We start from the raw sequence: 25,174 nt of genomic DNA, 5'->3' as shown, positions 1-25,174 counted from the left end.
TATCAATATATTATAGACAAGGTAAAAGTGATGATTTTTCATAATAACTTGCTTTTATGCCAAATCTATGTGATAATTATGGTTAGCGCATTATGAATTAATATACATAGGGATAGTCCCTAAGAAATGAGGTCACTGTGTCTAATAAAACTAATAAAAAACGTACTACTAAGAAAGAAGTTGCCGCTCCTGTGACAAAAACCAAGGCAGCTTCGTCTACAAACGCCTTAAAAGTGGAAGAGGCGATTGTAGACAAACTATCCAGACATTTTGGAGCTTCATTTGATGAGGCTACAAAGGATCAGGTGTATAAGGCAACAGCAATTACTGTTAAGGATATCTTACTTGCCAAAAAGCGTGAATTTAAGCAGGCTAACAACAAGTCCGGCGGTAAGAGGGTATATTATCTCTGTATGGAGTTTCTTGTTGGGCGTTCACTTAAGAACAACCTCTACAACTTAGGTCTGACCGATGTGTACAAGAAGATTCTTGCAAAGCATGGCTATGACTTAGAGGAGCTTTATGAAATGGAGCCTGATGCAGGACTTGGCAACGGTGGTCTCGGAAGGCTTGCAGCCTGCTTTATGGACTCCCTTGCTTCTCTTAACTACCCTGCTACCGGATTTTCCATCCTGTACGAGTATGGACTATTCCGTCAGAAGATAGTTGAAGGCTGGCAGATAGAGCTTCCTGATGTATGGCTTCCGGGCGGTGAAGTATGGCTCTCGCCTCGTACAGACAAGACTTTCGTAGTAAAGTTCGGTGGACGGATCAATGAAACCTGGACGGATGAGGGACTTGTTACCGAGCAGGTAGACTGCGAAGAGGTTGAAGCCGTTCCTTACGATATGATGATATCAGGTGCGGACAGTAAGGGTGTAAGTGTACTTAGAGTATGGCGAAGCCGTGATATAGATACCTTTGATATGAATTCTTTTTCAAGGGGTGATTATGCCAGGGCTACCCTTGGCAACAACAAGGCTGAGCTCATCTCCAAGGTTCTCTACCCTAGAGACAGCCACTACGAGGGCAAGGAGCTTCGTTTGAAACAGCAGTATTTCCTTGTGTCTGCTTCTGCACAGAACATAATTGCGGACCATATGAAATACTATCCAACCCTTGATAACTTTGCAGATAAGGTGGCTATACATATCAATGATACCCATCCTGCTATGATAGTTCCTGAACTTATGCGTATATTTATGGACGAACATCACTATTCTTGGGACGATGCCTTTGCCATCATAACCAAGACCCTTGCTTATACCAATCATACCGTACTTGCCGAGGCTCTTGAGAAATGGCCTGAGGACATGATGATGAGGCTCCTTCCTAGAATATACCAGATTATCCACGAACTTAATGAAAGACATTGCAAGAGAATCTTTGACAAATTCTCAGGTGACTGGAATAAGTGTGCCCACATGGCACTTATATCGGGTGGATTGGTTCACATGGCTAATCTTTCCATCATCGGCTCACATAGTGTAAACGGTGTGTCTGAGCTGCATTCTGAAATACTTAAGAAGTCCGTATTTAAGGATTTTTATGATGACACTCCTGAGAAATTTACCAATGTTACCAATGGAATCGCTCACAGAAGATGGCTCTGCCAGTCAAATCCAAGACTTGCCACCCTTCTTGATAAGACAATCGGTGGTTCATATAAGAAGAATGGTCCTGAGCTTATAAAGCTGCTTGCATTTAGCAATGACAATGCTATCCTTGACAAGCTTACAGAAATTAAGGCAGCCAATAAAAAGGATTTTGCCGAGCTTTTGTATCACGATTCAGGCATCAAAATAAATCCTGACTCGGTATTTGATGTTCAGGTTAAGCGCTTACATGAGTCTAAGAGACAGCTTCTTAATGCACTTCAGATTATTGCACTCTACCTTGACTTAAAGGACAACCCTGCCCTGGATATAGTCCCACAGACCTATCTTTTTGCTGCAAAGGCTGCTCCTGGCTATGACAGGGCTAAGTCCATCATCAGGCTCATCGTTGACCTCGGTGAAGAGATAGCTAAGGATCCTGTAATCAGCAAGAAGCTTCAGGTGGTTTTCCTTGAGAACTACAGGGTAACTATGGCTGAGCAGATTATGCCTGCCAGCGATATATCTGAGCAGATTTCCCTTGCCGGCAAGGAAGCTTCAGGCACAGGCAATATGAAGCTTATGATAAATGGTGCCATTACTTTAGGTACTCTTGACGGGGCAAATGTGGAGATATCAGAGGCTGTAGGTAAGGATAATATCTATATCTTCGGTATGACAGATAAAGAGGTCGAGGAGAGATGGCGTGACGGTTATAACCCTTATAAGTACTATGAGGAGAACCACCGTCTTAAGAGAGCCGTAGATTACCTAAAACAGGGTATCAACGGTAACGACTTCTCCGATATCCACCGCTACCTCCTTGTAGGCGACCACGGAATTGCTGACCCATATATGTGTCTGGCTGATTTTGGTGACTACTGCCGAGCAAGGTATGAAATGTTGAATGACTATAAGAATCAGAGAGAATGGGCTAAGAAATCCCTTGTAAATATTGCCTCTGCGGGTAGATTTGCAGCTGATACAGCTATTAAGAAGTATGCTGATGAAATCTGGGGAATCAAGCCTATAAAGTAGGTAACAATGTTTAGACTTTGGATAAAAATAATAGATTCAGGGAAGATAGTTAAGAATATGACAATTGAAAACAGTGATTCTTCCCTGAATAGAACTAAAAAAATCTTTCATGCAATAGATGAGGCTTGCTATGCATATGACCTTAGCAAGCCTCTTTGGCTGGACAAAAATATAAGTGAATTTAAAAAAAGCAGCAAAACCAGATTCACAAAGTATAATTTTGTAGACGAAATTGACTTTGACTTCCTTGAGATTGAAGTTATTGAAGAGGACTAAGATAAAATAAAAAATCCTTTTTTGCGGGATTCACCATCCGTGGTGTCGCATAAAAGGATTCTTTATTATTTGTTTAATTAGGCATTTTGGATGACATTTCCTATTAAAACTCCCTTACAAGCTCCTTCATAAGCTTCACTGTATGCTCGATAGCCTTCATTTCAAATTCACTGTAGTCTACCTTGGCGCTACCGTCTGCCTTATCTGAAATAGCTCTTACAATGATGAAGGGAATGTGGTTAAGATATGCAGCATGAGCTATTCCACAGCCTTCCATCTCTGTACAGTAGCCGTTAAACTTATCTACCAGCCAGGTTTTCTTTTCATTCGTACTTACAAATTCATCACCGCTTACTACCCTGCCTATGAAGCATTTGATATCAGGATTTACCTTATTACAGATGTCCTTAGCCTTGGCAGCAAGCTTCATATCCGCTGTAAAGGTAGAGGTCTCCATCCTAGGTATCACACCTTCCTTGTAGCCAAAGCCTGTCACATCAAAGTCGTGGTAGAGGGCATCACTTGATATCACTATATCTCCCACCTCAAGCTCGCTGTAAAGGCCTCCTGCAACTCCGGTGTTGATTACCCTGTCTATCTTAAAGTCATCTACAAGTATCTGGGTGCAGATGGCTGCATTTACCTTACCTATGCCACTTCTAACAACAACCACATCCTTGTCAAAGAGCTTGCCCTTTAAGAAGTTCATACCTGCCTTCTTGCTCTCTATGACCCTGGTCATCTCAGTCTTAAGCTTGGCTACCTCTTCTTCCATAGCACCTATTATACCTGTAATCATCTTGTCTCCTTATTGTTATAATAACTTGATTGCTATTTTACACATCATCGGTGAATGGCCTCCCAGGGCTTTATATGACACAATCCCGGAATCATTTAAACACCTTGTCAAACCAGCCTGTTCTTCCCTTAGAAGGGTCGTAGTTCTTTGCAACCACATCATTTAAGAATGATACTATGTCATCTGAAAGCCCAATCCTGTATAGCTTTGTGCCTCCGCCTTCCTCTCTTACAGCCAGATAGTTCTCCTTAGCGGTAGTAAAGCAGGTAAGCCTTGATACCCCCATATAGAACCTGTCAGTACCGTCTACAAAGTCAATCGTATATCCATAGCTATCTCTCATGGCAGTCAAGTTATACTCGCTTTGGTCAGCCTCAACTCCTGAGATATCCGCAAGCTGAAAAAGGTTAATCAGCTTTTCGGTCTCTTCTTCGTCTAGTGAAAATCCAAGAGCCACTCCGTTTTTATCAGCAGAAAGAGAGCCGACTTTTGCCTTGGTCACTTCTTTTGCAAACAATATATTATCTAGCTTTATGCCACCTTCAACACTTCCTGCTTCCAAGGTGAATTCACTAGATAATTCTGCGTTTTTTCCTCCACGCGTTCCTTTACTGCCACAAGCACATAGGGTGCTGATTGACAGGCTTAAGCAAATTAAAACTAATAATTTCTTCATACGCCATCCTTTTCGTATTACTCCACGACCTTCATCACAACCTTATTCTTTCCGGACTTCTTGGCCTCATACAGCATTTCATCAGCAAGGCTCATAATCTCTGATTTGACCACTATTCTCCCCGGATTGGATATGGCTATTCCGACGCTTATACTTAATGTACCCAGCCTCGTATCTATGTTATTGATGCCCAGTTCAAGCACCTCATTCCTTATCTTTTCACCCAGGGCAAGGTTTTCTTCCTCAGATAGCCCCATACAGGCACTGATAAACTCCTCACCGCCAAAGCGGGCCGCGATTCCGTCGTTTTTGATAATATTATTGTTTATAACACCCGCAACCTTCTTAAGGGCCTCATCTCCCTCAAAATGGCCATAGGTATCGTTGAATTTCTTAAAGTCATCTATGTCAAACATAAAGACACTGACAGGCTTGTCTGCCTTATCCGCCTCAATACGAAGCTGATAGAACTTCTCAGTAAACTCCCTTCTGTTACTTATCTGTGTAAGGGCATCTATTCCTGCCATCTTGCTAAGCCTACTGTTAGCTTCTCTTAGCTTTTCCTGAATCTCCTTATTTCTTTCTATCTCAGTTTCAAGCTTTTTTGCATGAACAGCATTGTTAAGAGCTATCACAAGATAAGGCTTTAGCTCCCTTAAAAAGTCGATAGTTTCAGGCCTGTATGACTTCTCATATCTGCTTTGAACTGAGTATGCTCCTATGACCTTGTCTCCTACCGCCAGTGGTATAAATAGAGCAGACTTCATGGTTCCCTTTATAATCTCATCAGTGCTATATGTCTCATAGTCGAAATGAGGAGTAAATCCTTCATCCTCCGAGGTTATTATGCTATTGGTCATACAACACCTTACAAAGGCGCTTTCCTTACTGTCAAGACTTACTGTGAACTCAGCATTTTCCTTACCCATATTGTAGCAGAGTAGGGAGCGCAACTGATTATTCTCTGGTTCTGCTGACATGATTATAAAAGCGTCTACAGGTATATTTTCACGCATGTTCTTGTAGATGAGATTGACCACCTCGTTTAGATTGGTCGAGGAAGTAAGCTTGATTCCTATTTCGTGAATCATTTTGAATCTGTCATAGGTTCTCTGAAGCTCGTTTTTATTGCGTATTGCTTCCTTTGCAACCAGCTCAAACTCTTTATTTTTGTCAACATTAAAGCGAAGGCTTTCTCCAATCTTAAGCAAGCTCTCAAATATCTCAAGTGACTCAGCCTTTTTCTGCCTGTTTAATTCAAATTTATTTTCAAGAAAAGTTTTATAATTACGCTGTATTTTATCGGCCTTATAGGTATCTCCAAGCTTTATATAATAATGCCTTAAATAGTCATAAATCATCGGCTCACTTATTGGTTCTTCATCTGTTGCCATCTCTTCAATCTCTAAAAGCTCCTCAGCAAAGAAATCAAGATCTAAGCCATGTACATGGCAGCCCTCCACAAATGAATATAGTACGGCTATTTTATATATTCTCCTCTCTTTAGCTCTTGCCAAAGCTTTGGAGAATTCCTCTTTTGCCCTGATGTAGTCCTCTATCCAAAAAAAGTAAGCCATAAGGCCAAGATAGTACACATAGGCAACATCTGCACTAAGCTTATCACCATCTATGGCCTCAAGCTGCTCTAAGATATCCTGAATCTCATCCACGTCCGGGTTCTCAAGCATTGTTACTGATGACATGATATCCGACAAGATGTGCACTATTTTTTCGCCAAGCCTAAAGTAATCTTTGTCTGCGTCAGCAAAGTATATCAGAGCAGACCTTAGATGCTCGACCGCCTTTTCATATATTCCTAAATTCAGAAATATCCTTCCGATATTGCCATATGCCGCAGGTAATATATTTCTTAATCCATGTTCCCTTTCATTATTTATCGCGCTATAATAATATTCCATAGCCTTTTCATACATACCAAGCATAAAATAGGCACTTCCTATCATATTATAGTCAAACGAAAGCAGTTCCCATTCCTGAAGCAAAGCCGCTATTTCTACAAGCCCGCTTCCTCTTTTAATAACCTCTGACGGATCCCCTCGTCGTATGAGCAGATAAACCTTTGCTGTTTCCACGCTCGCACGCCAGACATAATCTTCCTCATATCTGATGGTTTCCGTAAGTTTGTCAAGTAGCTCATTTGCCCCTTCTGCATTTAACAAGATGTCTGATATAAGCTGTTTGTGAATATTCTCTGCCCTTAATGAAATATAATTATCTATATTCATATTTTTCCCCTAACGCCTGTCACAAGAGCTATAAACCAAATATCCAAACTTAAACATTAGGCAGCAATACTCATCGCATTACTGCCTATATTGTCTTTAGATTTCAGATATATCCTTAATAAGCTCGCCCGCCTTGGTATCCTGAAGTTTCTTGACCATCTTATAGAAGGTATCAAGAGGCACTCCATGCATCTGCTGCTTTTGTCCGCGGACTGTAATGGATACTGTCCTTTCTTCTTTCTCTTTGTCTCCTACTACAATGATGTAAGGATCCTTCATTAGCTTGAAGCCCTTAATCTTTTCATTCATGTTCTTATCGTCATAGTTGGCTTCTACCCTTATGCCCATCTCAAAGAGGGCATCCTCAATCTCCTTAGCATACTCATTATGCTCTGTTCTGATAGGTACGATAGCCACCTGATAAGGAGATATCCAGAACGGGAAATCTCCCTTGTAGTTCTCTATAAGTATACCGATGAATCTTTCAAATGAACCAAAGATAGCTCTGTGTATAACCACAGGCTGCTTGATGGTTCCATCGCTGTCCTGATATGTGAGTTCGAAGTTGTGTGGAAGCTGGAAGTCAAGCTGAATAGTACCACACTGCCATTCTCTTCCAAGCGCATCCTTAATCTGAAGGTCAATCTTAGGACCGTAGAAAGCCCCATCTCCTTCATTTACCTCGTAACCACCCTCACCGTACTTCTTGTCAAGTATCTTCTTAAGGGCTGCCTCAGCACGGTTCCATACTTCTATATCACCCATAAAGTCATCAGGACGTGTTGAAAGCTCAGCTCTGTATGTGATGCCAAAGGTGTTATATATCTGGTCAGCAACCTCCATTACGTCTGCTATCTCTTCTTCTATCTGAGATTCCATTACGAAGGTGTGGTCATCATCCTGTCTGAACTCCTGAACTCTGAAAAGTCCGTTAAGCTGGCCTGACTTCTCTTTTCTGTGAATAACGTCTATCTCGTTATATCTGATAGGAAGCTCCTTGTAGGAATGAACTGTTCTCTTGTAGGTAAGCATCGCATTAGGACAGTTCATAGGCTTTGCCGCATATGTAGAATCTGAATCAAGCTCTATACTCTGTAAGGTTCTCTGTGTAAGGTCATCATCAAATCCCGGCACGATGAACATATTGTTTACATAATGAGCCCAGTGGCCACTTATAAGCCAGAGCTTACGGTTGTTGATGACAGGAGCTGATATCTCCTGATAACCGTGTTTAACATGTATCTTTCTCCAGAACTTTATAAGCTCCTGATACAGCCTCCAGCCTCTTGGGAGCCAGTAAGGCATACCCGGTGCAGTCTCATTGAACATAAAGAGGTCAAGCTTTGGTCCCAGCTTCTTGTGGTCTCTCTCAAGAGCCTCCTTAATAAGGTTAAGATGTGCCTTAAGCTCATCTTTTGTAGGGAAGGCATAGACATAGATTCTCTGAAGCCTGTCTCTCTTCTCGTCACCCCTCCAGTAAGCACCTGAAGCGGATTTAACCTGGAAGGCTACATTTAGAAGCTCTGCTGAGTTCTCAATATGAGGTCCACGGCATAGGTCGCAGAAATCATCTCCTGTGTCGTAGGTAGAGATGATGGCATCCTCAGGGAGGTCATTGATTATCTCAACCTTAAACTTCTGGTCCTTGAACTTCTCGAGGGCCTCTTCCTTTGTAAGCTCTTTTCTTGTCCAAGTCTCTTTACGCTTTAATATTTCACGCATTTTATCTTCAATAACCTTGTAGTCATCCTCTGTCACTGCCCTTGGAAGTACAAAGTCATAGTAAAAACCATCTTCAATCTGTGGTCCTATAGCAATCTGAACACTTTCACCAAATATCTCAAACACTGCCTTTGCAAGCACGTGTGCTAAAGAATGGCGGTAAACCTGTAAAAATTCTTCTCTTTCCATCTTAAATCTCCTTGTGTTTTCGCCTTAGGCAAAACTAATATATTCGCAAAACGCCTATCTGATTTATTATACACCTTTTCTACCATAAATACAAATCTCAAAAAACCGTATACACCAGCCTGAATCCAACTAAGAGGCAGGTAAAGCAAAGACTGATTAGTTCTTTCTTGAAGCTCTCTTTCGTGCAAGTGGATCAAGGATTTTCTTTCTTATTCTGAGTGTCTTCGGTGTAATCTCAAGCAGTTCGTCTGTTTCTATAAAGTCAATTGCCTGCTCAAGGCTTAGTACCCTTGGAGGCGAAAGCTTAAGTGCGTCATCTGACCCTGATGATCGGGTATTGGAAAGATGCTTGGTCTTACACACATTTACCTCTACATCCTCTGCCTTTCCATTCTGTCCTATAATCATACCACTGTACACCTTCTCACCTGGTGAGATAAAGAGGGTTCCTCTTTCCTGCGCATTAAAGAGTCCGTAGGTCACGCTAACACCTGTCTCATATGCAATAAGTGAGCCCTGTCCACGGTAGCTAATCTCTCCCTTATAAGGCACATAGCCTTCAAATATTGTATTGATGACACCATTTCCCTTGGTATCTGTGAGGAATTCTCCTCTGTAGCCTATAAGCCCTCTGGATGGAATAATGAACTCAAGTCGTGTGGTTCCGCTTGCGTTTGTAGTCATATTTCTAAGCTCGCCCTTACGTTCTGAAAGCTTAGATATAACTGCTCCCGAGAATTCATCTGGTACATCTATAATTGCCTGCTCAACAGGCTCAAGGGTTCCGCCCTTTTCATCCTCTTTGTATAGTACCTCAGGCTTACTTACCGCAAACTCAAAACCCTCACGACGCATATTCTCAATAAGTACGGAAAGGTGAAGCTCACCTCTTCCTGATACCTTAAACGCCTCAGTGGTATTGGTATCCTCTACCCTAAGGCTCACGTCTGTATTAAGCTCTCTGTAGAGTCTGTCTCTGAGATGCCTTGATGTGACAAACTTGCCCTCAGTACCTGCAAAAGGACTGTCATTTACTATAAAGTTCATGGCCAGGGTAGGCTCTGATATCTTCTGGAAAGGGATAGCCTCCGGATTATTTACATCGCAAAGAGTATCTCCAATATGTATATCGGCAATTCCTGAGATTGCCACAATAGCTCCTATGGTAGCAGATTCAACTTCTACCTTATTAAGTCCGTCAAATTCATAGAGCTTTGTTACCTTAACCTTCTGTTTCTTTGACTCATCATGGTGGTTAACAAGCATAACCTCACCGTTTACCCTGATAGTACCATTGCTTACCTTACCGATACCGATACGTCCCACATATTCGTTATAATCTATTGTGCTTATAAGAACCTGGAGTGGAGCCTCGCTGTCTCCCTCTGGGGCAGGCACGTGTGACAGGATTGTCTCAAAGAGAGGCTTCATGTCAGTACCCTTCACATCCGGATCAAGGGAAGCATAGCCTGCCTTTGCAGATGCAAAGACGAATGGGCAGTCAAGCTGTTCTTCACTAGCATCAAGCTCAAGGAGAAGCTCAAGCACCTCGTCTACAACCTCGTGAGGACGTGCCTCAGGTCTGTCTACCTTGTTTACACAGCATATGACAGGAAGGTCAAGTGCAAGTGCCTTGGTGAGTACGAATCTTGTCTGAGGCATGGCACCTTCAAAGGCATCTACCACAAGGATAACCCCGTCTACCATTTTAAGGACTCGCTCAACCTCTCCACCAAAGTCTGCGTGTCCCGGCGTATCAATTATGTTTATCTTAACATCTCCGTATGTAACAGCTGTATTCTTGGCTAGTATGGTAATTCCTCTTTCACGCTCTATGTCATTTGAATCCATAACACGCTCTGCAACTTCCTGATTCGCCCTGAACACACCGCTCTGTTTTAAGAGTTCATCCACAAGCGTAGTCTTGCCGTGGTCTACATGGGCTATGATTGCAACGTTTCTGATATCATTTCTTTTAGCTAAAGCCATCGTTTTTTACCTCATTCCAAATGCTGATTGTTTGTTAACCTTAAGATTTTATCACAATAGGTTACAGGTGTCAAAAATATTTAATCCCCAGACATTTTAAAAGTAAAGAGGCCGGCTTGGGGGAGCCGACCTCTTCGGAGAAGGTATTTTTGTTACTTATGGGGTGTAGCAAAAACTATATAATGTATTGGGGTTTACGCTTATTAGTATAGCAGAAAAAACGCAATAAGTCTGCACAAACTTTAATTTTTTCTAACGTTTTTTCTATTAATAATTACCTTGTATTTAAAGAGACTATATATTTTCATCTGTCATTTTAAACTATAAATGCCGCTTTTTCCTTATAAACATTAATAAGCGTGGTTTCTAAGTACTTTTAGCTAAATAATGCTTCGAACTCTTCCCTTGTTATTCTTTCCTTTTCCATAAGAAGCTTTGCACTTGCGTGGAGCACGTCCATATGCTCGGATATTATACGCTTTGCTTCCACATAGCACTCATCTATTATCTTCTTAACCTCTTCATCTATCCTGCCTGCTGTTTCTTCACTGTATGCCCTTGTATGTGCAAGGTCTCTTCCTATGAATACCTCATCATCATCATTCTCATAGTTGACAAGACCTATTTCATTGGTGAAACCAAAGCGGGTAACCATGGCTCTTGCAACCTTAGTTGCGTGTTTGATGTCACCAGAAGCCCCTGTGGTGATATCATCGAGGATTAGCTCCTCAGCCACACGCCCTCCGAGGGTTACTATTATATCCTGTCTCATCTTGCCTCTGGTGTTAAACATTTCATCCTTCTCAGGAAGAGGCATGGTGTAACCTGCTGCACCATTTCCGGTAGGTATAACAGAGATGGTATACACAGGACCTACATCAGGAAGGACATGAAAGAGGATAGCGTGTCCCGATTCATGATAAGCAGTGATTCTCTTTTCCTTTTCTGATATAATATGGCTCTTTTTCTCAGTTCCTATTCCTACTTTGATAAATGATTTCTTGATATCTTCTGAAACTATATATTTTCTATTCTCGGAAGCAGCCCTTATGGCAGCCTCGTTTAAGAGATTCTCAAGGTCAGCGCCTGTAAAGCCTGCGGTAGTACGTGCAACCTCCTCAAGATTTACGTCATCTCCAAGAGGCTTGCCCTTTGAATGTACCTTAAGTATCTCTTCCCTTCCTTTTACATCCGGATAGCCAACTGCTACCTTTCTGTCAAATCTTCCAGGGCGAAGGATAGCCGGGTCAAGGATGTCTACCCTGTTGGTAGCCGCCATCACTATGATACCCTCATTTATACCAAAGCCATCCATCTCTACAAGCATCTGGTTAAGTGTCTGTTCTCTCTCATCATGTCCTCCTCCAAGTCCCGTACCTCTTCTTCTTGCCACAGCATCTATCTCGTCTATAAATACTATACAAGGAGCATTTTTCTTCGCATCGCTAAATAAATCGCGTACTCTTGAAGCACCCACACCAACAAACATCTCTACGAAGTCTGAGCCTGATATCGAAAAGAATGGTACTCCCGCTTCTCCAGCAACTGCCTTGGCTAGCAGAGTCTTACCTGTACCCGGAGGGCCTGTAAGTATCACGCCTTTTGGTATCCTTGCGCCTATTCCGTTGTACTTTGCAGGGTTCTTAAGGAAATCCACTATCTCTTCAAGCTCATCCTTTTCTTCCTTTAGTCCTGCCACATCATTAAAGGTAACCTTCTTATCTTTGTCAGACGACATCCTTGCCCTGCTTTTACCAAAATTCACCATTTTGGCATTGCCTGCACCGCCGCCTCCACCTATGCCTGGGCCTGCGCTCATCATCATCATCATCATTATAAAAAACATAACAACAATGAGCATATAAGGCATAAGGGTGACTAACCAGCTCTGCTTGGTTATATCGTGCATTACATAAGAGGTAAAGCCCTCCTGCCTTAACAGATTGACTACTTCATTTACGTCAGGAACATAAAAGCTTTCATTCCTTTGATTCTTATCTTTACCTATAATTACTTCCACTTCACCTGTTGGGGTTGCCTGATTTTGGAAAATATCCACAGAATCCACAATCTTTTTGCCTAAATCCACTTTAAAATTCTCATAGTTATAATTGTTGTGGCTGATTTTATAAAGATTTTCAGATAAAAACATAGCAATCACAACTATCGCCAATACTATAAAATATGTTCCAATTCCTCTGGTTTGTTTTCTCACCTTTTTCTCCTGTTTCGCTTAAAATAATCCTTAGTCCAAATGCACTACTCCGATGTATGGAAGATTTCTATATTTTTGAGCATAGTCAAGACCGTAACCAACCACAAACTCATCAGGAATCTCAAAGCCCACATAGTCTACCGTGATTCCTTCTACTACCCTGCGCTCAGGCTTGTCTAGGAGGGTGCAAAGCTTAAGTGAGTTAGGCTTCTTTGTCCATAGCATGTCCTGAAGGAAAGATAAGGTATTGCCTGAATCTATGATGTCTTCAATAAGGAGCACATCCTTTCCGTCTATGCCTTCATCAAGGTCCTTTACTATTCTTACCCTGCCGCTGCTCTCTGTAGCGTTGCCATAGCTTGATACAGACATAAAGTCCAAGGTTAGAGGCACTGTTATGTGTTTGGCAAGCTCTGTAGTGAAAAATACACTTCCTTTAAGAATACAGATTAAATGCACCGCCTTTCCCTCATAGTCTCTGTTAATCTCTTCTGCAAGCTCCTTTATGCGGTATGAAACCTGCTGTTCGCTTAATAATGTAGTAATCTTAGCTTCCATTTTTTCCTCCACTACTTCCTTTTTATTTCCATTTTTAATAACTTTCTTGTACTACTTGTGATCCTTGCGCCTTCACCTGTCCTATATCCTACCACCCAGAGAACTTCGTTTCCAGAAGCCACAAGCGGGATTTCGCCTCTTATATCCGAAGGAATCTTGCTGTCTGCAAAGTATTTTTTTAGCTTCTTCTTATCTCCCTCAGGCGAAATAACGAGGTAATCACCCTCTTCCTTGAATCGAAGCATTACATTCTCAGCTATTTTATCATAATCAAACCATCTGATACAACTGTTTTGACTAAGATTTTTTACACTTCCGTCTTCAAATGTGAGGCTTATATTATCTTCCTCTGATGCAACCGTAGAAATGCCTTCTACATCTTCAGTATGAAGCAAAAGCTCAGGCAGCACCTGTATGCTTTCTCCCGAGTCAGACTTGTTGGCACGCCCTTTAAGCCTTATTCCTTTATACTCCCTAAACGCTCTTACCTTGTATGGGAGGTCAATTTCACGGCCTACCTGCTTGCTAAAAAGCTCAAGAAGGTACGAAATGTGTACACTTCCTATATCTCTTGCCCTTCCTGCCGCTTCTGACAGTGCTTTATGAAGTACTTCTTCTATTATTACCTCATCAAGTGTCAATATTTCATTGCTAACAAATATATCTTTGCCCTTGGTCACATAACTCTTATACGCATTCGCAGCTTCCTTTATAATGTAGCCCTCAATCTTTTCAAGCCTCTCACAGGCATCGTTAATGTGGCTTACAGCCCTTTCATTCACTTCTTCAAGCTCAGGAATTACCCTCTTTCTTATCCTGTTTCTGGTATAAATGAGGCTGTTATTGGTGCTGTCCGTGATGAAGCTCTCACCTAAGTATGTAACTATTCCCTCAATCTCTTCCCTGCTTGTCTTAATAAGAGGCCTGATTAGTACACCGTTTCTTAGCTTTATACCTGTAAGCCCTGTTATTCCACTTCCTCTTGAGAGATTCATAAGAAAGGTCTCAGCCACATCGTTTAAGTTGTGGGCAACAGCTATCTTATCAGCTTTGTATAGGAGCCTGATTTCCTCAAATACTCTGTATCTAAGAACACGGCCCGCCTCTTCCTCCGAGATTTTATTCTCCCTTGCAAAGAGCGGAACATCCAGCCGTCTGATTTCAAGCCTGATATCCTGTCTTTTGCAAAGCTGTAAGACAAAGTCCTCATCCCTTGCGGCCTCATCCCCTCTGATTCCGTGATTTATATGTACAGCGGTTATACACTCAGGGGGCATTATCTCCTTAAGTACAAGAAGGAGGCATACCGAATCTGCTCCTCCGGATACGCCTACTACCACTCTCTCGCCCTCTTTAATAAGTTCATTGTCTTTAATAACTGCCTTGATTTTATCTATACTGTCCATTTCATCCCCTTAGCGACAATCAAAGGCCTGACTACCTGGCGGTTGTCAGACCTTTTATTTTTCCGGTTCAAATACTATTTCATTTTCGTAGGCTAAACCAAATTTATCTCTGGCGGTTTCCTCAACAAATTTCCTTGTCTTCATCTCAGCCTTAAGACCTTCAAGCTCCTCTGCCCTGTCTTTTTCGCTCTCTAAATAGGCCTTCATAGCCTCATTCTTAACCTTTGCCTGTACTAACCTGTCCTCCAGCATAAACTTATTGATGCTGATGATAGTCAGAAACAAACAAGCAAACACCGCGCAAAGCACTTTCCCGAGCTTGCCGGTACACCTCCTTCTTCTACCTGCCATAACCGTCTCTCCATCCACTTTAAATATGTTTCTATTTTAGCCTATTTGCTTACATTTTACAAGCCACTAGATATTGACCTTCGGATAACAAATTAAACATTATATTGCTTTTTTAAATATTAATTGAAACTATATTACTTTTTTTGTATTACTGCCGATATAGATAATATCGTTAAATATAATATAAGAATAAAGAGGTAAACATGAAAAAGACAAACCATAAGCTTGTTGGTTTGGCGTTATTATACTTAAGTACGACTTTTACATTTTCAGGAAATGTGCCTGTATATGCGGGTACTGTAGAGAATTTACCTATAGAAGGAAGCGTAGCACTTAATCAAAATGCCATACTAACAAGAAAGCAGCTAGTAAATGCTTTTATTAAGCACATAACCGATCTTGACAGGGATTTTACCCTGGTTATCGGTAATCAGGCACTTAAGAATGAGCCAAAGGCTTTTGAGGATTTCTGGGAGGAGCTTACCAAATATCCTCAGTACAACGATATAATAGAGCATGCCAATATAGACCGTACTTTGACCTATGATTATAACGGATACTTCACCTGGCAGGTGAGGGTGAGCTATGATATAACAAAGGCAGAGGCTAAGAAGATACTGGATGATGTACAGCCTATAATAAAGACAGAAAAAGAGCTTACCGACCTTATGTTACTTCACGCAAAGAATCTGGACAGAGATTTCCATATTAATCTGGATAAAAGTGCCCTTGATTTAAATAACACAAAGAAGTACACAGCTTTTTGGGAAAAGCTTTATGCAATACCTGAATTTAACGATATCAGCAGGTATTACAAGAATTTTAATTCCATAAAAAGCACTTACAACGGTTATTATAAGTGGATAATAAAGACTGATTATGAGATTACCAAAAAAGAGGTAAATCATCTGGAAGACTTTGTTGAGAACTGGGTAGATAAGCATATCAAAGACGGTATGAGCGATGAGGAAAAGGTCAGGGCAATCAATGACTACATCGTATCCCAGTACAGGTATACCTTTGGTGACAACAGAAACTACCTCACAAGAGGCAAAAGTGTAAAGGATGAAAAGCTAGGCAAATACTCCGTGTATAGCTCTTTTGCCCTGCTCTATAAGAAGGGCGGCGTATGTGATGCCAAGGCTAAGCTCTTTTACAGGCTGGCAACTGAGGCAGGACTTGATACAATCTACATAACGGGCTATGTAAATAAGACTACATTACATGCTTGGAATATGGTAAAGGTAGACGGAAAATGGTATCATGTGGATGCTACCTGGAACCGTGGTCAGAAAAGCTGGATGAATGAATATCAGTACTTCAATACCAGAGACTATTATCTAAAAGGCGACCTCTCTATGAGAAAAGGCCACCATACCTGGGATACCGGTAAATACCCTGCTGCTCGTAAGGACTATAAGTTAAATATCAAATAACACAATATATATTAGAATAGTTTCCCATAGAAAAAAGGCTGTACACTAACGCTTAAACCAGTTAGTGTGCCGCCTTTTAGCTTATTGATTATTCATAACCTCTTCAACCATCTTAAGGAAAACTTCCCTATCTACAGCATTATCAATAGAAATTGAATGTTCATAGGCTCCATCATTCCCAAAAGCGAGGTTTAGTGACTCCTCACTTCCCTTTATAGTTGCTTTGATATCATTTACGCTGATCTCACCCACATAGTCATAAGGGTTGTAATTGCCTGAGTTATCCTCTTTGTCTGTTGATTTCCTGTTATATTCCTCATAAAATGTTGCAGGGAAATTAAAATTTTTTTATTTATTTACTTAATTCCATCTACAATCCTTCTCATACAGCTTTCTACAGAAGTAGTATCAGCATCAATAACCACATCTGCATATTTTTCGTATAGCGGACAGCGCTCTTCATAGAGGTCTTTAAGTGTCTGACCTTCCTTAAGGGCTACTCCTCTGTCCTTTAGATTGCCAAGCCTTTTTTCCACCTTTTCGTAAGGGAGTTTGAGATAGACTACAGTAGATATTTCCTTTAAGTGAGCCATTGCATTTTTGCAGTAGACCGCACTTCCACCTGTAGAGATAACGGATTTCTCACAGGTTATGCCTGCATTTATCTCATCTTCCACCTTAAGAAAGCCTTCTGTACCTTTTTCAGCAATAATCTCAGAAAGCAGCTTTCCTGTTTTTTCCTGTATAACCAGGTCACTGTCTACAAATCTATATCCCATCACCTTGGCAAGCACAACTCCTACCGTACTCTTACCTGCTCCAGGCATACCTATGAGGGTTATATTGTTTTTCATAATTATAATACTCCTAAACATTTCTTATTTTACTATTTATAGCTTATTAATTTCTATATTATCTGCTGTTACTATAAAGGCTGTCTTATTTCTTTCCACCGCCAGCTTTCCGTCTACCTTTCACTTTTTTACCTACTGTAGTTTTACTCTTATCTTCTCTCTTTTTAGTATCTCTCTTACTTCCTTCTAAATTAGCCTTGGTTCTTAGACCACCTTTTTCTTCATTTTCCGCCTTTTTAGTCTTAGATTTTGTTTTTTTAATCGAGTATCCAAATGAGCCAAGTTCTTTCCCTAGCTCATAGTATCTTCCATGGGAATAAGCAATAAGGTCTGCTTTCGCAAGATTAAATCTTCCCTTCTCATCCATATACTTCCCATCCACTCTTACATTTACAACATCTGCTATAAAAAGGCTGTGGCTTCCAAGCTCCATTACCTGCCTTAGCTTACACTCAATATTTACAGGGCTTTCCGCTATGGCTACTGCCTTTACCTTTTCTGATTCAAGCTTGGTTAGCTTCATTTCCTTGAATTTGTCCACATTTCTACCAGATGTTACTCCACAATAGTCAGTAGCCCTTGTAAGTGCTTTGGTTGTGAGATTGACTACAAACTCTCCCGTCTCCTTTATGATGTCATAAGAATACCGCTCGGGCCTTATGGAGACTGAAAGCATAGGTGGGTTGGTACATATAGTTCCTGCCCAGGCAAGGGTGATGATATTGCTTCTTCCCTCTTTGTCAGTAAGACTTACCATAACTGCAGGCAGGGGATATAGCATATTCCCGGCTTTCCAGGATATCTTTTCATTCTCTTCGTTTTTATCCACCTTATCAGGCTTTTTTGTATTTTTATTATAATTTTCTTTTTTTACCATATTCTTCCTCTTTATGATAAATCTTCACTTGTTTCTTCATACAGCTACCTGCATCTTTATAGCCCCAACATCCATTTGATTGCAGGTTCAAGGTGCTCTATACAACATAAGTAACTTGTAAATATGCCATTTTATACCTCCATATTGTATATACTTTAAGCTTTATTTATTAAAAACAGCCTTAAATGATAAGTCCGTTTTCAATGTCTGGTTTTATCATCTAAGGCATTGCTAAATAATATAGATATTAGAACTATGCATCTTATCTCTGCAAATCATTCTTAATCTGAGTTGTAGATATCTCAGGTGTTCTGGGCAGGTAGACTACTTCGCAGTACTCCTTTAGGAAATCAAACTTTCCCTTCCAGTCGTCTCCCATAACAAAGGTGTCCACCTTGTAGAGCTTCACATCCTCTAGCTTCTGCTCCCAGCTCTCCTCAGGAATCACGAGGTCAACATAGCGAATGGACTCAACCAGCTGCTTCCTCTGCTCATAGGAAAAGTAGCATTTTTTCTGCTTTTCATTCCAGTTGAACTCATCTGTAGATATGGCAACTATGAGGTAATCCCCATACTCCTTTGCCCTCCTTAACAGGTTTACGTGACCGTAGTGCAGCAAATCAAAAGTCCCATAAGTAATTACTCTTTTCACTCTTTTACCTCCGTAAGCTTTCTAACTGCTTCATACAGCCTCTTGCCTGAATTTCTATCACTTTGTACAAAAAAGCTCTCATATCTGTTTTTGTATTCTTCTTTGATTTTGCAGTCATTTTCAATGTAGCTACACAGCACTTCTGCCAGCTCATCAGCCGAGGTGCAGATGTCCCCAAAGCCTATCTTTTCATAGTCAAAATTGGTTATTCTCCAGTAAGGAAGCACAGGATCGTGGTAATATACCACAGGCTTTCTCATATAGGCAAAGTCATACTGAACACTGCTATAATCCGTTACCATAAGGTTGCTTTGCTTCATTATGGTAACATAGTCCATATCTTCTGTAGGGCTAAGCGCTTCTACTACATCTGTAGTCTCAAAGTCAACTGTCTGAGCCTCAAACTTCGGATGGAAGAAGAGTTTAATCTTGTATCCCCTTCTCCTTGCAGTCTCAAGCAATTTTTCGTCGGTGAGGACTTTGTTGTAGAGCATATAGAAGCTGCTGTCCTTAAACTTAGGGTTATACTCTGTCTTACCATTTGGTGAGGTCTTGCCTACAAGGGCAGGCCTCCAGGTAGGTGCTATCAGTATCTGATTTCTACTGTCGTCTATTAGATCATCATACCTTGGATTACCAGAAGCTATGATTTGATCTTCTCTAAAACAGTTATCTTCATTGGTATACAACTCTCTCTCGTAGTTAGAGGCTATCACCACCGCAGCCGCATTACTTCCCATCTGAGCATAAGACGAGCTTCTTGTAATCGGATAACCATGGTACATCCTTATTATCTTAGGCTTTAACAAATCCCTGAAATATACCAGATTTTCCTTTTTGAAGCCAAGCTTGTGGAAAGGAGGTATGTGAGTCATAAATATGACCTCGGCAAACAGTGCATAAAGAACACCTTCATCACTGCCGGGCTCTATTACCTTGTAGCCTTCCTTTATAAGTCTTTCTCCGTCTTTAGACGACTTTTCTATGTAAAATACTTTTTCGATTCCATCATCTACTGTGCTCGCATATCTAAGAGCATATTCTCCGTTGTCCCCCGCCTTGTAACTCTTGTCATAGTATATCCAGATTCGCTTTTTAGAAAACTCATCATACTTTTCGTAATACGCCTTTCTCCACCTAAGAACGTTTGTTAACATATCTCTTTCCTCTGACTCAGGCTTCGTTTCGTTAAGCTTATCCTCAATATAGCTTATATATCTCTTCTCTGCTTCTTCCTTAGACTTTTCATCGGCCTTAGTGACTATTAGGCTCTTTTTTTCCTTCCTTGCTATATACCCATTAAAATACCAGTATTTAGCCACATTTCCATTCTCAAGCTTACTCTGCCATACGTCTTCAAAGAAGAGGTTAAGCTCATACTCATCACCTGATATAAGTAAATGAAGGGAAATCTCCTGCTTATTAGAATCAATAATTGGCACAAAAGCTTCATAGGCATACCTTCTAAATATTTCCTTATCAAAGAAGGTTGTAATGGCCGCAAGCTCAGTAGTTCTCTTTACATCCACCTTTACTCTGCCTTCTTCACTGCTTCGTATAAAATAGAAGTCACAATCCTTTGAAGGCATATAGTCAGGGAGACTGAATTTGATAAACAATCCGTCCTTACCCTCTTTATGTCTGTATTCCAAGGTATTAATCAGTGGACGTAACCTGCTTATCTCATTTACTATACCGCCTTCTGAGTCTTTAAGCCTTATTACTCCCTTGTTGTCAAGCTTTTTATACTCAAGCCCGGTCTCTTTTTCAGGATATCTAAGCATTGCAAAGTATCTTCTAAGGTTTCTGTCAAGTTTAAGTGCATTTGCCCTCATAAAGAGTATGTCATCACTTACAAACCTCATTCCGGCACCCACTTCTGCAAGATATTCCTCTCTCTCCTCGTCGCTGTCAAATACAAGCTTTACATACTCGTTTTTATTTGAAAGAAATCTGGTACAGCTTAGGTATAAAAAGCCAAACTGGGCTATTTTAGACAGCTTACCATCCTTTATAAGGTTGTTTAAGTAGCCCTTAGTAGTGGCAAAATACCAGCTTTTGTTGTGGCTCTGCCCCATCTTAGCAGAGCTTTCATCAAGTCCCCTGCCTGTAGTGTAGCTAAGCTTACTTACTATAAGCCCCTTAGATGACTTTTCCATATATTTTGTGGCAAATAGCTCCGCCTTACAATAAGCCATGTCTTCATTGAATCTAATGTTATTATTTTTAATTATATAAGTTCTGCAAAGAGTTCCGATAAGAAGAGGCGCTCCCATCACTTCCTTCTTTACGTCATACCTATATATCTCCTTGCTAATACTTCCAAAGTGATTAACAGGCTCGCCATTTCTAGCAATTAACCTACCTGTGGCATATCCTGTATCTGGATTCTTCTTCAGTTCATCCCGTAATTCCTTAAAATAATCCTCAGCAAACACAGCATCTGTATCATAAAATGCCACAAACTCTTCCCTTGCCTTACTAAGCTTTCTGTTTATCTCATCAGGCTTTAGGTTTAGGTCTATCATTAGAATTTTAGAGTTCTCAAGTAATTTCTTTGTTATTTCCTTCTTCTTTTTTCTATAAATGCTTTTTGAATAGGGTATAAGACCACCTTTTTTAATGGCATCCAGTACTCCATCTATTTTCACTATAGAATCTCCTCCCATCTTAACTCACAAAGTTTTGGATCATAGCGTTTACCGCTTTCCGACCTTATAAGCGCAATTATTTCATCATTTGACAGTATTCCTACTATTTCTTTATGAGTTTTTAAGTAGTATATATCATAAATCATCCTAAATACCCTAACCTCAAGAGGAATCTCATCTCCTAACGTATTATACTTCTCCCCGCTTCCGTCCCAGTTTTCATTAAGAAGAGATAGTTCTTCCGTGGTTACAATGTTATTTATAGAGTTGCTGATAATGTTTAAGATAACAGCTGTATTTTCAAGTAACTTCCTTGAGAATCTAAGTGTAGATATGTTTTCGCCCTTCATTTCCCACTCAATCCGCGGTGTTATAAGCTTACCAACATTTACATAAGTTATCAGATTGTTTATCTTCTTTACTACAACAGGTTCAAAGCTATACATCTTCCCTATCTTTTCAGCCATAGTACGAAGCTCCTTGTACCTAACTACTTCGTCAGGGCTGATTTCATACAGCTTGTCAAGCATATTATCAAGGAAAATCTTCCTTGTTTGTTCCCTTGACGCAGACTTATTTATATACATCATAGCATCTGCGCTATTTACTATGTTGTCAAATTTGACACCGTCCTCAATACTTTTCTTAACTGCATATCCCATAGACACAGAAGGCTTAACCGAGTCATACTCCTGTCTGTCAAGCTTTTTATTTATTCTGTCAACCAGAGAGGCCGCCATCCCTGCATCAGTATTGGTAAACAATATGGCAAACTCATCCCCTCCTATTCTTGCGACTATATCACTGTTTCTGCAGCAGCTGCTAAGAACAGAGGCTATCTTTACTATAAGTTCATCTCCTTTAGCGTGTCCAAAGACATCATTGGTTAGCTTGAGGCCATTGATATCAGCCATAAGATAACAGATTGGATAGCTTTCAGGTATTTGAATCATCTTACCCACAACTTCATTAAAATACTTCCTGTTTGCTACATTGGTCAGCTCATCATATCTTGACTTCTGAAGTATTTCATTTTCACGTACCTTTCTTATGCTTATATCTCTCGCAGACATGTAGATAAACTCATTGTTCGGAGTCTTGAGGTCTATCATAAACGCTTCGATATGTACATTGGTTAGATTCTTCGTCTCAATGCGCATTTCCTTCTTGATAGTCTCCCCCTCGGCAACTCTTGCAAATACCTCATCTATATCTTCTGTTCTGTCATCCCCACTTCGCTTTAATTCCATGACAAAGTCAGAAAATTCCCTGCCTATTACCTCTTCACTGCTATGATATCCAAGCATCTTCATTCCAGACTTGTTGATATCAGCTATTTTATTATCTTTAATAAGAAAAATAGCTTCTCCTGAATAATAGAACATGGTCTTAAAGTGTGCTTCATTTTCTTTTAGTTCATCTAACCTCTTTTGAAGTTCAGCATTCATCGTTTTGAACTTCTCGTCACTTTTATACAGTTCAAAAACAAGATTGTTGCTTTTTTTGATAGCATCTATAATCTTGTACACGGATATAGAAAATAAAGGGTATATAAACATAAGCATAAATGCAGATGTTGCTGCTGTCTTTATATCTTCCCTGATAGTAAGGTAAATCCCAATATTACTTATAAGTCCCGTAACAACAGCCATAACAGTAAAATCTACAACACGAAGCTTCTTTCTCTTCTTCTTTAGGTAATATAAATAACTTATTTCCATTGTGTATGTACACATAATACAGACAACCGGCACCATAGAATTATAAGGATTCCTCATAATTCTTGCAATTATACTTGCAATTGCTGTAATTGTAGCTGTTATAGGTCCATAGATAACAGAAAGATTGAGGATGACCTCCCTTGCATCGTAAATGATATCCGGCTCTGATAGGCCCTTGAACGATATTGTGCTGTCAATATATATAAGAAACGCAAACAAAGCACCCTGTATAATCTGAGTCAATATCATTACTGAGGTCTTTTTGTACGAAGATTCATTTCCGTAACCACCGGGAGTTCCCATTCCAAGGGCTGATTTTATATCTTTATTAAAGCTTATATACTCCTCCACGACTACTGAAACAAGTATTAGTACAAGTATTACACAGACCTTCGATATAAGTACAATCATCTGTTCCATAAGACATCTCCATATTAAAGTATCCTCATAATGACGAGGGTGCCAAAATATTTGGCACCCACATCATCATGTATTACTGTCTTGTCTGTGTTAAATATTTTCAACTTTTATAAGATTTGTACTTCCTGATACACCATTTGCAATTCCACCTGTGATTACAAGTTTATCGCCCTTGCATAATTGGAGAGTTTCCTCTGCTACCTTCTTTGCAGAATAGAAGAGAACGTCAGTTGACTCAAATCTCTCGCACATCTTAGGTATTACACCCCACGAAAGAGCAAGCTTACGCCAGGTCTTCTCATCTGTGGTAAGGCCGATAATATCTACAGGTCCCCTAAACCTTGAAACCAGTCTTGCAGTCATACCTGAGATGGTGCAGGCAACAATGGCCTTTGCCTCAATGTCTATAGCCATACCGCAGGTAGCGTGTGAGATTGCATCAGGCTCATTTTTGATGATAAAGTCGCCACCGTAAAATCTCTTTCTATAGTTGATATTCTGCTCTGTGTTCTCTGCAATCTTAGACATAGATTCAACGGCCTGAATAGGATAATGTCCTGCTGCTGTCTCACCGGATAGCATGATTGCAGAAGTTCCATCATACACTGCATTGGCCACGTCTGAAGCCTCTGCTCTTGTAGGACGTGGGTTATTGATCATAGACTCAAGCATCTCTGTTGCTGTAATAACCCTTCTTCCAAGAAGTCTGCACTTGGTTATAAGGTCTTTCTGGATAGCAGGAAGTCTTTCATAAGGAATCTCTACACCCATATCTCCTCTTGCAACCATGATACCGCTGCAAAGCTCACATATATCCTCAATGTTGTCATAGCCTGACTGATTCTCAATCTTTGCAATAAGGCTGATACCATTTCCACCGTTTGCATCAAGGAACTCATGAACCGCCTCAAGGTCTTTTTTAACTGAAACAAAAGAGCAGGCAATAAAATCAAGGTCGTTATCTATGGCAAATAAAAGGTCTTCTTTATCCTTTTCAGATAAGTATTCCTGTTTGATGTGCTTACCAGGGAATGCCATGCTCTTTTTGTCTGAAAGGATGCCTCCCGTAACTACATCACACTCAATTTCTACTGCTGTTGTCTTGACTACTCTAAGCTCGATCAGTCCGTTATTTACAAGGACTGTGTCACCTTTTCTAAGCTCTTTTGCAAGATTTTTATAGCTTACGGAAACCTTAGTCTTGTCTCCGATTATGTCATCTGTGGTAAATGTAAACTTGTCACCCTCATGAAGCTCCACCTGATGATCTTCAAATACACCGATTCTGTACTCAGGTCCTTTGGTATCAAGCATAATAGCAATAGGAATGTCCAGCTCTGCCCTTATCTTCTTTATTCTTTCCACTCTTGCCTTGTGCTCTTCGTGACTTCCGTGTGAGAAATTAAGTCTCGCAACGTTCATACCTGCCTTACAAAGTCCTCTTATCATCTCTTCGCTTTCGCTAGCAGGACCGATGGTGCAAATAATCTTAGTCTTACGCAT

At 40.5% G+C, this 25,174-nt stretch carries 18 protein-coding genes and 1 pseudogene; 3 read left to right on the top strand and 16 right to left on the bottom strand.

The annotated features are described in order from the left end of the window. Positions 1 to 137 precede the first annotated feature (137 nt). Entirely contained in the window at positions 138 to 2,633 is a 2,496-nt protein-coding gene (locus tag ACO6HM_RS04140; RefSeq protein ID WP_485389904.1) for a glycogen/starch/alpha-glucan phosphorylase, read from the top strand. Between the two features lie 6 nt (positions 2,634 to 2,639). Continuing rightward, entirely contained in the window at positions 2,640 to 2,909 is a 270-nt protein-coding gene (locus ACO6HM_RS04135) for a hypothetical protein (RefSeq protein WP_485389903.1), read from the top strand. Between the two features lie 103 nt (positions 2,910 to 3,012). On the opposite strand, the gene ACO6HM_RS04130 is transcribed toward ACO6HM_RS04135, so the two are convergent. The 9 genes from ACO6HM_RS04130 to ACO6HM_RS04090 all read right to left on the bottom strand — a co-directional run bounded on the left by ACO6HM_RS04130 (position 3,013) and on the right by ACO6HM_RS04090 (position 15,060). Continuing rightward, positions 3,013 to 3,705: a 5'-methylthioadenosine/adenosylhomocysteine nucleosidase gene (locus ACO6HM_RS04130; protein WP_485389938.1), complete on the bottom strand. Its 693-nt coding sequence runs from the start codon at positions 3,703 to 3,705 to the stop codon at positions 3,013 to 3,015. A gap of 94 nt (positions 3,706 to 3,799) precedes the next feature. Then, the gene (locus ACO6HM_RS04125; RefSeq protein ID WP_485389902.1) at positions 3,800 to 4,384 is read right to left on the bottom strand and encodes an LptM family lipoprotein; all 585 of its coding nucleotides are present in this window, start codon (positions 4,382 to 4,384) and stop codon (positions 3,800 to 3,802) included. 17 nt (positions 4,385 to 4,401) lie between these two features. Then, complete coding sequence (locus ACO6HM_RS04120; protein ID WP_485389901.1) at positions 4,402 to 6,630, bottom strand: diguanylate cyclase; 2,229 nt, start codon at positions 6,628 to 6,630, stop codon at positions 4,402 to 4,404. A 96-nt stretch (positions 6,631 to 6,726) separates the two neighbouring features. Further along, positions 6,727 to 8,541 (bottom strand): threonine--tRNA ligase, encoded by a 1,815-nt coding sequence (gene thrS, locus ACO6HM_RS04115; RefSeq protein WP_485389900.1) that lies wholly within the window; start codon positions 8,539 to 8,541, stop codon positions 6,727 to 6,729. A gap of 156 nt (positions 8,542 to 8,697) precedes the next feature. Then, positions 8,698 to 10,530: a translational GTPase TypA gene (typA, locus tag ACO6HM_RS04110; RefSeq protein WP_485389899.1), complete on the bottom strand. Its 1,833-nt coding sequence runs from the start codon at positions 10,528 to 10,530 to the stop codon at positions 8,698 to 8,700. Positions 10,531 to 10,906: 376 nt separating this feature from the next. Further along, the gene (ftsH, locus tag ACO6HM_RS04105) at positions 10,907 to 12,745 is read right to left on the bottom strand and encodes an ATP-dependent zinc metalloprotease FtsH (protein WP_485389898.1); all 1,839 of its coding nucleotides are present in this window, start codon (positions 12,743 to 12,745) and stop codon (positions 10,907 to 10,909) included. 30 nt (positions 12,746 to 12,775) lie between these two features. Beyond that, a complete protein-coding gene (gene hpt, locus ACO6HM_RS04100) occupies positions 12,776 to 13,303 on the bottom strand; it encodes a hypoxanthine phosphoribosyltransferase (protein WP_485389897.1) in 528 nt (175 codons plus the stop codon). An 11-nt stretch (positions 13,304 to 13,314) separates the two neighbouring features. Further along, a complete protein-coding gene (gene tilS, locus ACO6HM_RS04095) occupies positions 13,315 to 14,709 on the bottom strand; it encodes a tRNA lysidine(34) synthetase TilS (protein WP_485389896.1) in 1,395 nt (464 codons plus the stop codon). A 54-nt stretch (positions 14,710 to 14,763) separates the two neighbouring features. Then, positions 14,764 to 15,060 carry a septum formation initiator family protein gene (locus ACO6HM_RS04090; RefSeq protein ID WP_485389895.1) on the bottom strand — a complete coding sequence of 99 codons (297 nt, stop codon included), beginning with the start codon at positions 15,058 to 15,060 and terminating at the stop codon, positions 14,764 to 14,766. Between the two features lie 203 nt (positions 15,061 to 15,263). On the opposite strand from ACO6HM_RS04090, the gene ACO6HM_RS04085 reads away from it, so the two are divergent. Further along, on the top strand, positions 15,264 to 16,496 hold the full coding sequence (locus tag ACO6HM_RS04085) for a transglutaminase domain-containing protein (RefSeq protein ID WP_485389894.1): 1,233 nt from the start codon (positions 15,264 to 15,266) through the stop codon (positions 16,494 to 16,496). A gap of 81 nt (positions 16,497 to 16,577) precedes the next feature. Here ACO6HM_RS04085 and ACO6HM_RS04080 read toward each other — a convergent pair whose 3' ends face one another. From ACO6HM_RS04080 to pyk, 7 genes and pseudogenes are all read right to left on the bottom strand, one after another. Beyond that, positions 16,578 to 16,748: a hypothetical protein gene (locus ACO6HM_RS04080; RefSeq protein ID WP_485389893.1), complete on the bottom strand. Its 171-nt coding sequence runs from the start codon at positions 16,746 to 16,748 to the stop codon at positions 16,578 to 16,580. Positions 16,749 to 16,852: 104 nt separating this feature from the next. Continuing rightward, on the bottom strand, positions 16,853 to 17,350 hold the full coding sequence (locus ACO6HM_RS04075; protein WP_485389892.1) for a shikimate kinase: 498 nt from the start codon (positions 17,348 to 17,350) through the stop codon (positions 16,853 to 16,855). Positions 17,351 to 17,582: 232 nt separating this feature from the next. Then, positions 17,583 to 18,131 (bottom strand): annotated as a pseudogene (locus ACO6HM_RS04070) (flavin reductase family protein); the annotation flags it as partial. A gap of 358 nt (positions 18,132 to 18,489) precedes the next feature. After that, positions 18,490 to 18,879: a glycerol-3-phosphate cytidylyltransferase gene (tagD, locus tag ACO6HM_RS04065; protein WP_208427850.1), complete on the bottom strand. Its 390-nt coding sequence runs from the start codon at positions 18,877 to 18,879 to the stop codon at positions 18,490 to 18,492. Then, the gene (locus ACO6HM_RS04060; RefSeq protein ID WP_485389891.1) at positions 18,876 to 21,530 is read right to left on the bottom strand and encodes a CDP-glycerol glycerophosphotransferase family protein; all 2,655 of its coding nucleotides are present in this window, start codon (positions 21,528 to 21,530) and stop codon (positions 18,876 to 18,878) included. Before ACO6HM_RS04060 ends, tagD begins: the two co-directional genes overlap by 4 nt. Then, the gene (locus ACO6HM_RS04055) at positions 21,530 to 23,671 is read right to left on the bottom strand and encodes a sensor domain-containing diguanylate cyclase (protein ID WP_485389890.1); all 2,142 of its coding nucleotides are present in this window, start codon (positions 23,669 to 23,671) and stop codon (positions 21,530 to 21,532) included. Before ACO6HM_RS04055 ends, ACO6HM_RS04060 begins: the two co-directional genes overlap by 1 nt. Positions 23,672 to 23,761: 90 nt before the next feature. Further along, entirely contained in the window at positions 23,762 to 25,174 is a 1,413-nt protein-coding gene (pyk, locus tag ACO6HM_RS04050) for a pyruvate kinase (protein WP_485389889.1), read from the bottom strand.

Source organism: Catonella sp., from assembly GCF_057250765.1.
Note: the sequence above shows the minus strand (reverse complement) of the source record. Positions and strands in the feature narration are given on the sequence as shown.

Excerpts from the sequence above, each read along its gene's own strand:
- ACO6HM_RS04135 (WP_485389903.1), top strand. The coding sequence starts at position 2,640 with ATGTTTAGACTTTGGATAAAAATAATAGATTCAGGGAAGATAGTTAAG.
- ACO6HM_RS04125 (WP_485389902.1), bottom strand. The coding sequence starts at position 4,384 with ATGAAGAAATTATTAGTTTTAATTTGCTTAAGCCTGTCAATCAGCACC.
- ACO6HM_RS04120 (WP_485389901.1), bottom strand. The coding sequence starts at position 6,630 with ATGAATATAGATAATTATATTTCATTAAGGGCAGAGAATATTCACAAA.
- thrS (WP_485389900.1), bottom strand. The coding sequence starts at position 8,541 with ATGGAAAGAGAAGAATTTTTACAGGTTTACCGCCATTCTTTAGCACAC.
- typA (WP_485389899.1), bottom strand. The coding sequence starts at position 10,530 with ATGGCTTTAGCTAAAAGAAATGATATCAGAAACGTTGCAATCATAGCC.
- hpt (WP_485389897.1), bottom strand. The coding sequence starts at position 13,303 with ATGGAAGCTAAGATTACTACATTATTAAGCGAACAGCAGGTTTCATAC.
- tilS (WP_485389896.1), bottom strand. The coding sequence starts at position 14,709 with ATGGACAGTATAGATAAAATCAAGGCAGTTATTAAAGACAATGAACTT.
- ACO6HM_RS04090 (WP_485389895.1), bottom strand. The coding sequence starts at position 15,060 with ATGGCAGGTAGAAGAAGGAGGTGTACCGGCAAGCTCGGGAAAGTGCTT.
- ACO6HM_RS04085 (WP_485389894.1), top strand. The coding sequence starts at position 15,264 with ATGAAAAAGACAAACCATAAGCTTGTTGGTTTGGCGTTATTATACTTA.
- ACO6HM_RS04075 (WP_485389892.1), bottom strand. The coding sequence starts at position 17,350 with ATGAAAAACAATATAACCCTCATAGGTATGCCTGGAGCAGGTAAGAGT.
- ACO6HM_RS04055 (WP_485389890.1), bottom strand. The coding sequence starts at position 23,671 with ATGGAACAGATGATTGTACTTATATCGAAGGTCTGTGTAATACTTGTA.
- pyk (WP_485389889.1), bottom strand. The coding sequence starts at position 25,174 with ATGCGTAAGACTAAGATTATTTGCACCATCGGTCCTGCTAGCGAAAGC.